The organism is Citrobacter sp. wls706, assembly GCF_005281305.1.
In the GTDB taxonomy this organism is placed as follows: domain Bacteria; phylum Pseudomonadota; class Gammaproteobacteria; order Enterobacterales; family Enterobacteriaceae; genus Citrobacter; species Citrobacter werkmanii.
In genome coordinates this window covers 215,064-228,499 of sequence record NZ_SZXG01000030.1, presented here as the reverse complement: position 1 = coordinate 228,499, position 13,436 = coordinate 215,064, and the positions used below count along the sequence as shown (strand labels likewise).

The 13,436-nt window shown below is 52.3% G+C and carries 14 protein-coding genes and 1 riboswitch; of the genes, 10 read left to right on the top strand and 4 right to left on the bottom strand.

Annotated elements, in window-relative coordinates; genetic code table 11:
* The coding region (locus FDW92_RS23195; protein WP_349290311.1) for a DEAD/DEAH box helicase at positions 1-366 on the bottom strand (366 nt) is incomplete at its 3' end.
* A gap of 140 nt (positions 367-506) precedes the next feature.
* On the opposite strand from FDW92_RS23195, the gene FDW92_RS08995 reads away from it, so the two are divergent.
* Entirely contained in the window at positions 507-851 is a 345-nt protein-coding gene (locus FDW92_RS08995) for a RidA family protein (protein ID WP_042307863.1), read from the top strand.
* Between the two features lie 6 nt (positions 852-857).
* On the opposite strand, the gene FDW92_RS08990 is transcribed toward FDW92_RS08995, so the two are convergent.
* Positions 858-1,037 carry a YoaH family protein gene (locus tag FDW92_RS08990; protein WP_003020986.1) on the bottom strand — a complete coding sequence of 60 codons (180 nt, stop codon included), beginning with the start codon at positions 1,035-1,037 and terminating at the stop codon, positions 858-860.
* Between the two features lie 83 nt (positions 1,038-1,120).
* Between FDW92_RS08990 and pabB the strand changes: the two genes are divergently transcribed.
* The 4 genes from pabB (at position 1,121) to FDW92_RS08970 (ending at position 6,344) form a co-directional block, all read left to right on the top strand.
* Positions 1,121-2,482 (top strand): aminodeoxychorismate synthase component 1, encoded by a 1,362-nt coding sequence (pabB, locus tag FDW92_RS08985; protein WP_042307861.1) that lies wholly within the window; start codon positions 1,121-1,123, stop codon positions 2,480-2,482.
* Positions 2,483-2,485: 3 nt separating this feature from the next.
* A complete protein-coding gene (locus FDW92_RS08980; protein ID WP_042307859.1) occupies positions 2,486-3,064 on the top strand; it encodes a CoA pyrophosphatase in 579 nt (192 codons plus the stop codon).
* Positions 3,065-3,247: 183 nt separating this feature from the next.
* Entirely contained in the window at positions 3,248-4,612 is a 1,365-nt protein-coding gene (gene sdaA, locus FDW92_RS08975) for an L-serine ammonia-lyase (protein ID WP_042307858.1), read from the top strand.
* A 130-nt stretch (positions 4,613-4,742) separates the two neighbouring features.
* Positions 4,743-6,344 carry an EAL domain-containing protein gene (locus FDW92_RS08970; protein ID WP_042307855.1) on the top strand — a complete coding sequence of 534 codons (1,602 nt, stop codon included), beginning with the start codon at positions 4,743-4,745 and terminating at the stop codon, positions 6,342-6,344.
* 5 nt (positions 6,345-6,349) lie between these two features.
* On the opposite strand, the gene yoaE is transcribed toward FDW92_RS08970, so the two are convergent.
* Positions 6,350-7,909 (bottom strand): CNNM family cation transport protein YoaE, encoded by a 1,560-nt coding sequence (gene yoaE / locus FDW92_RS08965; RefSeq protein WP_042307853.1) that lies wholly within the window; start codon positions 7,907-7,909, stop codon positions 6,350-6,352.
* A gap of 459 nt (positions 7,910-8,368) precedes the next feature.
* Here yoaE and manX point away from each other — a divergent pair, with 459 nt between their 5' ends.
* From manX to mntP, 5 genes are all read left to right on the top strand, one after another.
* Entirely contained in the window at positions 8,369-9,331 is a 963-nt protein-coding gene (gene manX, locus FDW92_RS08960) for a PTS mannose transporter subunit IIAB (RefSeq protein ID WP_005122176.1), read from the top strand.
* A 58-nt stretch (positions 9,332-9,389) separates the two neighbouring features.
* Positions 9,390-10,190 carry a PTS mannose/fructose/sorbose transporter subunit IIC gene (locus FDW92_RS08955; protein WP_005122174.1) on the top strand — a complete coding sequence of 267 codons (801 nt, stop codon included), beginning with the start codon at positions 9,390-9,392 and terminating at the stop codon, positions 10,188-10,190.
* A gap of 12 nt (positions 10,191-10,202) precedes the next feature.
* Positions 10,203-11,054 carry a PTS mannose transporter subunit IID gene (locus FDW92_RS08950; protein WP_003833769.1) on the top strand — a complete coding sequence of 284 codons (852 nt, stop codon included), beginning with the start codon at positions 10,203-10,205 and terminating at the stop codon, positions 11,052-11,054.
* A 60-nt stretch (positions 11,055-11,114) separates the two neighbouring features.
* Positions 11,115-11,573 carry a DUF986 family protein gene (locus FDW92_RS08945; protein WP_042307852.1) on the top strand — a complete coding sequence of 153 codons (459 nt, stop codon included), beginning with the start codon at positions 11,115-11,117 and terminating at the stop codon, positions 11,571-11,573.
* Between the two features lie 197 nt (positions 11,574-11,770).
* Positions 11,771-11,870, top strand: a riboswitch (yybP-ykoY riboswitch).
* Between the two features lie 135 nt (positions 11,871-12,005).
* Positions 12,006-12,572: a manganese efflux pump MntP gene (gene mntP / locus FDW92_RS08940; protein ID WP_020996621.1), complete on the top strand. Its 567-nt coding sequence runs from the start codon at positions 12,006-12,008 to the stop codon at positions 12,570-12,572.
* Here the strand turns inward: mntP and rlmA are convergent.
* Positions 12,569-13,378 carry a 23S rRNA (guanine(745)-N(1))-methyltransferase gene (gene rlmA / locus FDW92_RS08935; protein WP_042307850.1) on the bottom strand — a complete coding sequence of 270 codons (810 nt, stop codon included), beginning with the start codon at positions 13,376-13,378 and terminating at the stop codon, positions 12,569-12,571. The genes mntP and rlmA overlap by 4 nt on opposite strands.
* Positions 13,379-13,436: the final 58 nt, after the last annotated feature.

Here is a 13,436-nt window from a genome sequence, read left to right as displayed (position 1 = left end):
CAGGTCGCCGCCCGCCAGCGCCTGCTGTTCAAGGCGTTCCAGACACAGATAGTTGGAGCGCCCTTTCAGCAGCGCCAGTTTGCCGGTAAATTCAAGCGCTTTAGCGACGGTCGGGAGATCGCGGCTGTAAAGCTGATCCTGCAACGCTTTTGAACCGGTAGAGACGATGACTTTCTTACCCGCACGCAGCGCAGGTGCAAGATAAGCGTAGGTTTTCCCCGTTCCGGTTCCGGCTTCGACAACAAGCGGCTGTGATTTTTCAATGGCATGGCTAACGGCGAAGGCCATCTGCCGCTGTGGTTCACGCGGTTTAAAACCCGGTATCGCTTTAGCCAACTGACCGTCTGCTGCAAAATCGTCCGTCACACTGCCCCCTGTTCATTTGAACAGGGATTATGTCAGGCCAGCGGGTCTTTCGCCAGTTGAAGAGGTGACGTAGGCGCAACATTATGGCAGTCTTGGCGCAACCTGAAGCCATTATGAAAAACGTAAATGAGGAATGATTTATGACGATAGTGCGCATTGATGCCGAAGCGCGTTGGTCCGACGTGGTTATCCATAACAACACGTTGTATTACACCGGTGTACCGGAAAACCTGGATGCTGACGCCTTTGAACAAACAGCGAATACGCTGGCGCAAATTGACGCAGTTCTGGAAAAACAGGGCAGCAACAAGTCACGTATTCTTGATGCCACCCTTTTTCTGGCAGACAAAAGTGACTTTGCCGCGATGAACAAAGCCTGGGACGCGTGGGTCGTTGCCGGTCATGCGCCAGTACGTTGTACGGTCCAGGCCGGGTTGATGAACCCGAAATACAAAGTAGAGATCAAGATTATCGCTGCAGTTTAAGCAACGTTACTCGTCTTCATCTTCGAAACGCGCCACGATCCGCTCGCCGGTATGGCTGGCGCGTAACTCTTCAGCTACCAGAGCAATCGCTTGTCCGCTGCTCATCCCCTGCGACATCAGTTCCTGAATACGCTCGACCGCTTTTTGCTGCTGCTCATGACTGAGTGAAGGTAAACCTGCAAACATTGTTAACTCCTGCTAAATTGTCTGCGCTAATTATTTCATGCTACCGGGCAGTTAGCCAGTAGAGTAGCAACGAGTCAGGACTGATGAAGACGTTATCTCCCGCTGTAATCACTTTACCCTGGCGTCAGGACGCCGCTGAACGCTATTTTTCGACCTTAAGCCATCTCCCCTGGGCGATGCTGTTGCATTCGGGTCATGCTGACCATCCACATAACCGTTTTGATATTCTGGTGGCGGATCCCGTCGCCACGCTGGTTACGCGCGCTGAAGAGACCGTTGTCCATGACGGACACGCAACCGTACGCACGCTTGATGACCCAATGACGGTATTACATTCAGCGCTCAGCGCACGGGGGATTCAGCCGAGCAATCACCCCAATCTGCCGTTTCAGGGCGGCGCGTTAGGTCTGTTTGGCTACGATCTTGGCAGAAGATTTGAATCGCTGCCCACGATTGCCGCGCGCGATATTGCCCTGCCGGATATGGCCGTCGGCATTTACGACTGGGCGCTGATTGTCGATCATCAGTTGCAAACCGTATCCCTGCTCAGCCATACCGATGTCGAGGCGCGGCGGAAGTGGCTCGACGCACAACAACCGCCAACGCGTGAACCGTTTGCCTTAACCTCTGCGTGGCAATCCAATATGAGTCGCGCGCAGTATGGCGAAAAATTCCGCCAGGTACAGCGCTATCTGCACAGCGGCGACTGCTATCAGGTCAATCTCGCCCAGCGTTTTCAGGCGCATTATCAGGGCGATGAGTGGCTGGCATTTGTACGACTTAATCACGCTAATCGTGCGCCGTTTAGTGCGTTCATTCGTCTTGAGGAAGGCGCAATCCTCAGCCTTTCACCCGAACGGTTTATTCTGTTGGAAAACCAGCACATCCAGACGCGTCCTATTAAAGGGACGCTGCCAAGACGTGAAGATGCTGATGCCGATCGTGAGCAGGCCCGGCGGCTGGCGAATTCGCCGAAGGATCGTGCGGAGAACCTGATGATCGTCGATTTGATGCGTAATGATATTGGCCGCGTTGCCGTACCGGGGTCGGTACAGGTTCCGGAGCTGTTTGTGGTCGAACCGTTCCCTGCCGTTCATCATTTAGTCAGCACCATTACCGCACGTCTGCCAGAATCTTTGCACGCCAGCGACCTGCTGCGCGCCGCCTTCCCCGGCGGCTCCATTACCGGCGCGCCGAAGGTGCGGGCGATGGAAATTATAGATGAGCTGGAGCCGCACAGACGTAATGCCTGGTGTGGCAGCATTGGTTACCTGAGCTTTTGCGGCAATATGGACACCAGCATCACCATTCGCACGCTGACGGCCACAAACGGACACATTTATTGTTCCGCTGGTGGTGGCGTTGTGGCGGACAGTCAGGAAGACGCGGAGTATCAGGAAACATTTGATAAAGTGAATCGTATTTTGCACCAACTGGAGAATTGACACGTGGAATACAGCAGCCTGACGCTTGATGATTTTTTATCGCGCTTCCAACTCCTGCGCCCGCAGGTCAATCATGCCGTGTTAAACCAGCGTCAGGCGGCCGTACTGATCCCAGTCGTCCGCCGACCACAGCCGGGTCTGCTGCTAACCCAGCGATCCGTTCATCTACGCAAACATGCCGGCCAGGTCGCCTTTCCCGGCGGCGCGGTGGACAGCACCGATGCCTCGTTGATCGCCGCCGCCCTTCGCGAGGCGCATGAAGAAGTGGCAATTCCGCCGTCATGCGTTGAGGTGATCGGCGTCCTGCCGCCGGTCGACAGCGTCACCGGTTTCCAGGTTACCCCGGTCGTCGGCATTATCCCGCCTAATCTGCCGTATCGCGCCAGTGAAGATGAGGTTTCCGCAGTGTTTGAAATGCCGCTGGCGCAGGCTCTGCATTTAGGGCGTTACCATCCGCTCGATATTTATCGCCGTGGTGATTCACACCGCGTTTGGCTTTCCTGGTATGAGCAATATTTCGTCTGGGGAATGACCGCCGGAATAATTCGTGAGCTGGCTCTGCAAATTGGCGTCAAGCCCTGACTATACTTATCTTTACGCACGCCATAGACAACTTGAAACTCAGGTCGCAACATTAGTAAAACCGCGGTTATCTATTAGTTTAATTCATGTGAATAGTTAAGCCGATCGCCGCGTTCCCTCTTACACTATGCGCAGTTATAACATCGTTACTGGAAAGCCCAGTCGCCCTGTAGGAGTATTATCGTGATTAGTCTATTCGACATGTTTAAGGTGGGGATTGGTCCCTCATCTTCCCATACCGTAGGGCCTATGAAGGCGGGTAAACAGTTCGTCGATGACCTGGTCGAAAAAGGATTACTGGACAGCGTTACTCGTGTTGCCGTCGACGTGTATGGTTCACTGTCGCTCACGGGTAAAGGTCACCACACCGATATCGCCATTATTATGGGTCTGGCGGGCAACGAGCCTGCTACCGTAGACATTGACAGCATTCCCGGATTTATCCGCGACGTAGAAACGCGTGGACGCCTGCTGCTTGCGCAGGGTCAACACGAAGTGGATTTCCCGCAGAATGACGGAATGCGTTTTCACAACGGCAACCTGCCGCTGCATGAAAACGGCATGCAGATCCATGCGTACAATGGCGAAACCGTCATTTATAGCAAAACCTACTACTCAATCGGCGGTGGATTCATCGTTGATGAAGAACATTTTGGTCAGGATACCGCGGGCGAGGTCAGCGTCCCTTATCCGTTCAAATCCGCGACCGAAATGCTGGAATACTGCAACAGCACCGGCCTGTCTCTCTCTGGCATGGCGATGCAGAACGAACTTGCTCTGCACAGCAAAAAAGAGATTGAAGAGTACTTTGGCCATGTCTGGCAAACCATGCAGGCCTGTATCGATCGTGGGATGAACACCGAAGGTGTGCTGCCAGGTCCGCTACGCGTTCCGCGTCGCGCCTCTGCCCTGCGTCGTATGTTGGTCTCCAGCGACAAGCTCTCCAACGATCCGATGAACGTAATCGACTGGGTGAACATGTTTGCGCTGGCTGTTAACGAAGAAAACGCCGCGGGTGGTCGCGTTGTCACTGCGCCAACTAACGGTGCCTGCGGTATCGTGCCTGCGGTCCTTGCTTATTACGATCATTTCATTGAGTCCGTCAGCCCGGATATCTACACCCGCTATTTCCTGGCGGCCGGTGCAATTGGCGCGCTGTACAAAATGAACGCCTCAATCTCCGGTGCAGAAGTAGGTTGTCAGGGTGAAGTGGGCGTGGCCTGCTCCATGGCGGCTGCCGGTCTGGCTGAACTGCTGGGTGCAAGTCCTGAACAGGTGTGTGTTGCGGCAGAAATCGGTATGGAGCATAACCTCGGTTTAACCTGTGACCCGGTTGCCGGTCAGGTTCAGGTTCCGTGCATCGAACGTAACGCCATTGCTTCCGTGAAAGCGATTAACGCCGCACGTATGGCAATGCGCCGTACCAGTGCGCCACGCGTCTCGCTGGATAAAGTCATTGAGACCATGTACGAAACGGGTAAAGACATGAACGCCAAATACCGCGAAACGTCACGTGGTGGTCTGGCAATCAAAGTTCAATGTGACTAATACTTAATTTTCGCCCATCTGCGACGGATGGGCGAATTTATCTCCCCTTCCTCGTCTACTGTAATTTTCCCCACTACACTTGCTCTGTTGCTTTTGGCTTTTGTGACCAACGGCTTATCGGGCGGCCCGCATGCATACAGCACAACGGATCATTAAAAACTATCGCCGGAATCGCTTAATTGTTTGCACACTATGTGCCCTACTGACGCTTATCCTCACTTTAACGGCCCGATTTATTTCGGAGCGTAATTTAAATCATCGGAATACCGTAACCTTTGCCAACCACGCCGTTGAAGAGTTGGATCATGTACTTTTGCCCCTACAGACCGGACGCGATGTGCTGTTGCCATTGATTGGTCTCCCCTGCTCAGTTGCGCGTTTACCGCTGAGCAAGCATGCTGCCAGGCTGCAAACGGTACGCTCTATCAGCCTTATTCAAAGCGGGATTCTGTATTGCTCCAGTATTTTTGGTTATCGCAATGTGCCTGTTCGTCAACTGGAGCCTGAATTACCCAGCCGGGAGCCGCAGTTGCTGCTGTCTACCGACCATTCGCTAATTAAAGGCAGCCCGATTCTGGCGCAATGGTATCCATCCTCTGCCGATGGTGAAGATGGCGTGCTGGAGATCGTTAATATTGATTTATTGTCGTCGATGCTGCTTGAACCCCAACCGCCACAAATCACCCATGCCAGCTTAAGCGTCGGCAATCGCCATCTGCTCTACGGACAAGGTGTTGTCGATACGCTACCTGAGCTAAAGAATGAAAAACGCTACCAGCTTTCATCACAGCATTTCCCGTTTACTATCAGCGTTACCGGTCCGGGCGCCAGCGAACTGGCGATTAAGCATCTGCCCACACAGCTGCCGCTGGCGGTGATCCTCAGTCTGTTAGTGGGGTACCTGGCGTGGCTGGCAACCGCCAACAGAATGAGTTTCTCCTGGGAGATTAATCTGGCCCTTGCCGCCCGCGAATTCGAGCTGTTCTGCCAGCCGCTGCTCAATGCGCAAACGCAGCAATGCATGGGGGTGGAAATCCTTTTACGCTGGAATAATCCGCGTCAGGGTTGGATCTCTCCCGAAGTGTTTATTCCCATCGCCGAGGAGCACAACCTGATCGTGCCCCTGACGCGTCATGTCATCGCAGAAACCATTCAGCAGCGACACGTCTTCCCCATGAGCAGTCAGTTTCATATCGGGATCAATGTCGCCGCCAGCCATTTTCGCCATGGCACGCTGTTAAAAGATCTCAACCAGTATTGGTTTAGCCAGCATCCCATTCAGCAGTTAGTCATCGAACTTACCGAGCGAGATGCGTTACTGGATGTGGATTATCGGATTGTACGCGAGCTAAATCGCCTTGGCGTAAAACTGGCGATTGACGATTTTGGCACCGGCAACAGCTCGCTCTCCTGGCTGGAAAAACTCCGCCCGGATGTACTGAAAATTGATAAATCATTTACTTCTGCGATCGGTACCGATGCCGTGAACTCAACCGTTACAGACATCATCATCGCGCTGGGAAAAAGACTGAATATAGAACTGGTGGCAGAAGGGGTTGAAACGCAGGCGCAGGCACAGCATTTGCGCCGGCACGGTGTACATTTATTGCAAGGTTTTCTGTATGCGAAGCCAATGCCGCTACGAGATTTTCCGAAATGGCTGGCGGGCAGCACCCCGCCGCCCGCCCGGCATAACGGGCGACATAGTATGCCCGTTATGCCGTTTCGCTAGCCCGGTTACTCGTCTTCGTCGTGAGCGGGTCGTTCTTTAACAATGCGAACTAAATCCACACGATAGTCATTCGCTTCGACAATCGTAATGCTCAGCGGCGCAACCTCGATAACATCGCCGACGCGTGGAATATGACCGTTAGCCGCGATGACTAAACCTGCCACCGTCGCGATATCTTCGTCTTCATTCACTAACGTATCTACGTCCAGCGCCTGTTGCAACGCATGCAGATCGGTACCGCCTTTCACCAACCAACCGCCTGCATCAGCAATAATTTCAGGCGTTTCATCGGCATCCGGGAACTCACCGGCGATAGCTTCTAATACGTCCAGCGGAGTAACCAACCCCTGCACGACACCAAATTCGTTAGTGACGATCACGAAACTGCCGCGGGCACGACGCAGAACGCCTAACAGATTAATCGGGTCCAGCGTTTCCGGGACCACGATAGCCGGAGAAGCAGAGGCAATCGCCGCCACATCCACACCCTCTTCCAGAGCCACCAGCAGTTCTTTGGCACGGACGATACCGATAATTTCGTCCAGCTCACCGCGACATACCGGGAACAGGCTGTGCGGTGACGAAAGCAATTGCTCGCGAATTTCCGCTACACTCAGGTCCGCATCAACCCAGCTAATCTCGCCACGAGGCGTCATAATGCCACGTAATGAACGCGAGGCCAGGGAGAGTACGCCGTTGATCATATAGCGTTCTTCTTCCACGAATGCGCCTTCCGGAACGGGCACAGGTACTGGATTGTCGGATTCCATCTGCGCGCTGGCCTGACGTTTACCCCCCATCAGACGCAGGATTGCATCGGCAGTCCGCGCACGCAGCGGTAGTGCCGACTGGTGGCGAATAAAGTTACGACGCGCAATCTGGTTAAACAACTCGATAATGATCGAGAAGCCAATCGCCGCATACAGATAGCCTTTCGGAATGTGGAAGCCAAACCCTTCGGCAACCAGACTCAGACCAATCATCAACAGGAAGCTCAGACACAGCACCACCACCGTCGGATGTTGGTTCACAAATCGCGTCAACGGCTTGGACGCCAGCAGCATCACGGCCATAGCAATCACGACCGCCGCCATCATGACCGGCAGATGGTTGACCATACCGACCGCAGTAATCACCGCATCCAGCGAGAACACCGCATCGAGGATGACAATCTGCGTCACGACAACCCAAAAGCTCGCATACCCTTTCGTCTGCCCGGTATCATGTTCACGGTTTTCAAGCCGCTCATGCAGCTCTGTCGTAGCCTTGAACAAGAGGAAGATACCGCCCAGCAGCATAATCAGATCGCGCCCTGAGAACGCATAGTCCATTACCGTAAACAGCGGCTTTGTCAGCGTCACCATCCACGAAATCACGGACAACAAGCCCAGACGCATAATCAGTGCCAGTGATAAACCGATTAAACGCGCTTTATCTCGCTGTTTCGGCGGCAGCTTATCAGCCAGGATCGCAATGAAGACCAGGTTATCAATACCCAGAACAATTTCGAGAACGACAAGCGTGAGCAAACCCACCCAAATCTGCGGGTCCATTAATAATTCCATGACAAGCTCCTGCTTAAGGAATGACCAAACTGCGCGCTGAGGATCTCAGGCGTTAAAGCATTATGCAGAGAAAATTTGTGGCAAAAAGTGCCAATCTGACAGGCGCAAAGCGGCCTGAGGGTGAAATGACGTCGGTGACGATCCATATGGTGGGCTACTGCCCTATACTCCTGAGTAATTAAACAGATGCTAAACATAACAGAGACAACCGGTTTTTAGCAAAGATTTACCTTCCTTTGCAATAAGTTGTTTCGGAGATATTTTACCCTTCGAAATTTCTTTTCATCGGAAGTTAAATTACGGATCTTCATCACATAAAATATTTTTTTCGATATCTAAAATAATTCACGAAAATCATAGGTTTTTCTTTGTAACCCTTATCTGAATCGATTCGATTGCGGACGACGATTCAAATACATCTTCACGTTGATGTGTTAACGATAATAAAGGAGGTAGCAAGTGACCATTGCTATTGTAATAGGCACACATGGTTGGGCTGCAGAGCAGTTACTTAAGACAGCAGAGATGCTGTTAGGCGAGCAGGAAAATGTCGGCTGGATCGATTTCGTTCCAGGTGAAAATGCCGAAACGCTGATCGAAAAGTACAACGCTCAGTTGGCAAAACTCGATACCAGTAAAGGCGTGCTGTTTCTCGTTGACACATGGGGAGGCAGCCCGTTTAACGCTGCGAGCCGCATTGTCGTCGATAAAGAGCATTACGAAGTTATCGCCGGTGTGAACATTCCCATGCTGGTCGAGACCTTCATGGCGCGTGATGACAACCCGAGCTTCGATGAATTAGTGGCACTGGCCGTTGAAACCGGTAGCGAAGGCGTGAAAGCGCTGAAAGCGAAACCCGTGGAAAAAGCCGCTCCTGCCCCCGTTGCGGCACCCAAAGCAGCAGCACCGGCGAAACCGATGGGCCCCAACGATTATATGCAGATCGGCCTGGCGCGTATCGATGACCGTTTAATTCATGGTCAGGTAGCCACTCGCTGGACCAAAGAAACCAACGTAACGCGCATTATCGTCGTCAGCGATGAAGTTGCCGCCGATACCGTGCGTAAAACGTTGCTGACTCAGGTAGCACCTCCGGGTGTGACGGCGCATGTGGTTGATGTCGCGAAAATGATCCGCGTCTACAACAACCCGAAATATGCAGGCGAGCGTGTGATGCTGTTGTTCACCAACCCGACCGATGTGGAACGTATCGTTGAAGGTGGTGTGAAAATTACCTCTGTAAACATTGGCGGTATGGCTTTCCGTCAGGGTAAAACACAGGTAAACAACGCAATTTCTGTTGATGAAAAAGACATCGAAGCCTTCAAAAAACTCAACGAACGCGGTATTGAGCTCGAAGCGCGTAAAGTTTCGACCGATCAGAAACTGAAAATGATGGATTTGATTGCCAAGGCGAAATAATTCCCTGGCATTTACTTAGTTTTCACACTTAAGTCTGTATAGCAATAGGAGAAGTACAATGGAGATTACCACTCTTCAGATTGTGCTGGTGTTCATCGTCGCATGTATCGCGGGTATGGAGTCGGTACTCGATGAATTTCAGTTCCACCGTCCGTTGGTGGCCTGTACGCTTATTGGCGCCGTTCTCGGGGATATGAAAACCGGTATTATCATCGGTGGTACCCTGGAAATGATCGCCCTGGGCTGGATGAACATCGGTGCTGCGGTTGCACCAGATGCCGCACTGGCGTCAATTATCTCTACCGTTCTGGTTATCGCGGGTCACCAAAGTATTGGTGCCGGTATCGCGCTGGCTATCCCGCTGGCAGCAGCAGGCCAGGTTCTGACCATCATCGTTCGTACCATCACCGTAGCATTCCAGCACGCAGCGGATAAGGCGGCCGAAAACGGCAACCTGACGGCGCTCTCCTGGCTGCACGTATCCTCACTGTTCCTGCAGGCTATGCGTATCGCTATCCCGGCGGTAATCGTGGCGATTTCTGTAGGTACCAGTGAAGTTCAGAGCATGCTCAACGCCATTCCGGAAGTCGTCACCGGCGGCCTGAACATCGCAGGTGGCATGATCGTAGTGGTTGGTTATGCGATGGTCATCAATATGATGCGCGCGGGCTACCTGATGCCGTTCTTCTATCTCGGCTTCGTCACCGCGGCATTTACTAACTTCAACCTGGTTGCTCTAGGTGTGATTGGCGCTGTGATGGCAATCCTCTACATTCAGCTGAGCCCGAAATATAACCGCGTCGCCGGTGCGCCAGTTCAGGCAGCTGGTAACAACGATCTTGATAACGAACTGGACTAGCAGGTGAGCGAAATGGTTGATATGACTAAAACTACCACCGAGAAAAAACTCACTCCGAGTGACATTCGTGGCGTGTTCATTCGTTCTAACCTGTTTCAGGGTTCATGGAACTTCGAACGTATGCAGGCGCTGGGTTTTTGTTTCTCCATGGTACCGGCTATCCGCCGTTTGTACCCGGAAAACAACGATGCACGTAAGCAGGCTATTAAGCGTCACCTGGAATTCTTTAACACCCATCCGTACGTAGCCGCACCTGTGCTGGGCGTTACGCTGGCGATGGAAGAGCAGCGTGCCAACGGCGCAGAGATTGACGATGGTGCTATCAACGGTATCAAAGTGGGTCTGATGGGACCGTTGGCAGGCGTTGGCGATCCAATCTTCTGGGGTACCGTACGTCCGGTATTTGCCGCGCTTGGTGCAGGTATCGCGATGAGCGGCAGCCTGCTTGGGCCACTGCTGTTCTTCATCCTGTTTAACCTGGTGCGTCTGGCTACCCGTTACTACGGTGTGGCATACGGCTACCGTAAAGGTGTCGATATCGTTAAAGATATGGGCGGCGGCTTCCTGCAGAAACTGACTGAGGGGGCGTCAATCCTCGGCCTGTTTGTCATGGGGGCATTGGTTAACAAGTGGACGCACGTGAACATCCCGTTGGTGGTCTCCACTATCACCGGTCAGGATGGCCAGACTCGCGTTACCACCGTGCAGACTATCCTTGACCAGCTGATGCCGGGCCTGGTTCCTCTGCTGCTGACTTTCGCTTGTATGTGGCTACTGCGTAAGAAAGTGAACCCGCTGTGGATTATCGTTGGCTTCTTCGTCATCGGTATCGCGGGCTACGCTGTCGGCCTGCTCGGCCTGTAAGACTGTTGTACATCACCGGGGGCTTGCCCCCGGTTTTTCTATTTAGAGGGTTGAGGATTCATGACTATCACGGACCTGGTGCTGGTTCTTTTTATCTTTTCGCTGCTGGCGTATGCCATTTACGATCAGTTCATCATGCCCCGCCGTAATGGCCCTACTCTGCTGACGGTCGCCCTGCTTCCTCGCAGCCGTGTTGACAGTGTTATCTTCATTGGCCTGGTAGCTATTCTTATCTACAACAACGTCACCAGCCACGGGGCGCAATTCACCACATGGTTATTATGTGCACTGGTGTTGATGGGGTTGTATCTGTTCTGGATCCGTACGCCGAAAATCATCTTCAAGCAAAAAGGTTTTTTCTTTGCTAACGTCTGGATTGAATATAACCGCATTAAAGAGATGAATTTATCAGAAGACGGCGTGCTGGTGATGCAATTAGAACAGCGTAGATTGCTTGTTCGCGTACGAAATATAGACGATCTCGAAAAAATATATAAGCTTCTTATTTCAAATCAGTAAGTTAACAAGATAGCCTGAACTATGTTTTTCATATATTAATGAAAACAAAACATAGCTAAGGCTATATTACCCCGCCCGTAATGTTATTTATTTTAACGTTCTATTTATAAATAAATCTAAATGAAAATCGTTTTCAATTAAAAGTCAAATATTATTTCCCTGTTTCTTGTTTTATATTCTCAAAATATGTTAAGGTTGCGCCCGTCGTTGGGGAGTAGCCGATTTCCAGACTCCGGAAATGTACGTGTCAACATACTCGTTGAAAAACGTGGCGCGTACGGACTGAACATACAGTTTCAGTCAGGCGAGACCATAGGCACATCAACTGCAATGCATACCTGAATGGCACGATATATTTCGTGTTTTCAATCTGTATGCATGGTTACTGGGGGCAGTGATGTGTTTTATGGATACCCCGGTCAGGACGCTGTTATGAATCTCACCGCTACTGTACTTCTCGCTTTTGGCATGTCGATGGATGCTTTCGCTGCGTCAATTGGCAAAGGTGCCACCCTGCATAAACCCAAATTTTCTGAAGCTCTGCGCACCGGTCTTATTTTCGGCGCAGTTGAAACCCTGACCCCGCTGATTGGCTGGGGTATGGGCATGCTGGCCAGCAAATTTGTACTGGAGTGGAACCACTGGATCGCTTTCATTCTGCTGATTTTCTTGGGTGGGCGAATGATAATCGAAGGTTTTCGCGACAACGGTGATGAAGATGAAGAGCCGCAGCGTCGTCATGGATTCTGGCTGCTGGTCACCACCGCCATTGCCACCAGTCTCGACGCGATGGCCGTCGGGGTGGGTCTGGCATTCCTGCAGGTTAACATCATTGCGACTGCGCTGGCCATCGGCTGCGCCACGTTAATTATGTCCACGCTCGGCATGATGATCGGTCGTTTTATTGGTCCGATGCTGGGCAAACGAGCTGAAATTTTGGGCGGGGTGGTACTGATTGGTATCGGCGCCCAGATCCTCTGGGCACACTTCCACGGTTAATTCAGGCGCTGCCAGATATGAATACTAAAATCTGTCTGGCAGTCAAACTTCGTCTTTCCTGCCAGCGTTTCCCACACTTCCGGTTTTGCCCGCCAGGCGAACGGTGTCATTTGCAGTAATGCAACGGCTTCGCTGCCCTGGAGCTGCATCTGATAGCCCAGCGCAATACTCTGCTGCAGAACAAAACCTTCCAGCTGTTCGGTATGTGGCGCATGCAAACGCACCTCATCATAAATCAGCCCTTTCAGCTCCATTAAATGCCGCGGCCCTGGTGTGGCGGTGATTACCCATCCACCCGGTTTAACCACGCGAGCCAGCTCTTGCGCTTTACAGGGCGCGTAGATCCTGATGATGGCATCCATGGACGCATCGGCAAACGGCAAACGATGGCTGGAAGCCACGCAAAAGGTTACCTGCGGATAACGGCGGGCTGCGGCCTTAATCGCCACTTTAGAGACGTCGAGGCCAACGGTCTTGCCGCCAGTCAGCGTATCGGCAAAGGCATGGGTGTAATACCCTTCTCCACAGCCGATATCCAGAATCGCCGCGTTTTCTGAACCTGGCCTCTCTGTGAGCACCTTCACAATCGCGTCGCGCAGTGGTTGATAGTGTCCGGCATCAAGAAACGCCCGGCGCGCCTGCATCATCTCAGCGCTGTCACCCGGATCGCGCGACCGCTTATGCTGAACTGGCAGTAAGTTGACATACCCTTCTTTCGCCACGTCAAACTGGTGCCGCTCAGGGCAAATAAAACTGTTTTTCGTTTGAGTAAGAGGCTGGTGGCAAAGAGGACAGGAAAACGACATGACAACTCCGGCAGGTGATTTGAGGGCGCAAGTGTAACGCGAATTGCGCCCCGGGAAA

Bases quoted from the DNA above. Each gene is read 5' to 3' on its own strand.
- FDW92_RS08995 (WP_042307863.1), top strand. From the start codon at position 507: ATGACGATAGTGCGCATTGATGCCGAAGCGCGTTGGTCCGACGTGGTT.
- FDW92_RS08990 (WP_003020986.1), bottom strand. From the start codon at position 1,037: ATGTTTGCAGGTTTACCTTCACTCAGTCATGAGCAGCAGCAAAAAGCG.
- pabB (WP_042307861.1), top strand. From the start codon at position 1,121: ATGAAGACGTTATCTCCCGCTGTAATCACTTTACCCTGGCGTCAGGAC.
- FDW92_RS08970 (WP_042307855.1), top strand. From the start codon at position 4,743: ATGCATACAGCACAACGGATCATTAAAAACTATCGCCGGAATCGCTTA.
- yoaE (WP_042307853.1), bottom strand. From the start codon at position 7,909: ATGGAATTATTAATGGACCCGCAGATTTGGGTGGGTTTGCTCACGCTT.
- FDW92_RS08955 (WP_005122174.1), top strand. From the start codon at position 9,390: ATGGAGATTACCACTCTTCAGATTGTGCTGGTGTTCATCGTCGCATGT.
- FDW92_RS08950 (WP_003833769.1), top strand. From the start codon at position 10,203: ATGGTTGATATGACTAAAACTACCACCGAGAAAAAACTCACTCCGAGT.
- FDW92_RS08945 (WP_042307852.1), top strand. From the start codon at position 11,115: ATGACTATCACGGACCTGGTGCTGGTTCTTTTTATCTTTTCGCTGCTG.
- mntP (WP_020996621.1), top strand. From the start codon at position 12,006: ATGAATCTCACCGCTACTGTACTTCTCGCTTTTGGCATGTCGATGGAT.
- rlmA (WP_042307850.1), bottom strand. From the start codon at position 13,378: ATGTCGTTTTCCTGTCCTCTTTGCCACCAGCCTCTTACTCAAACGAAA.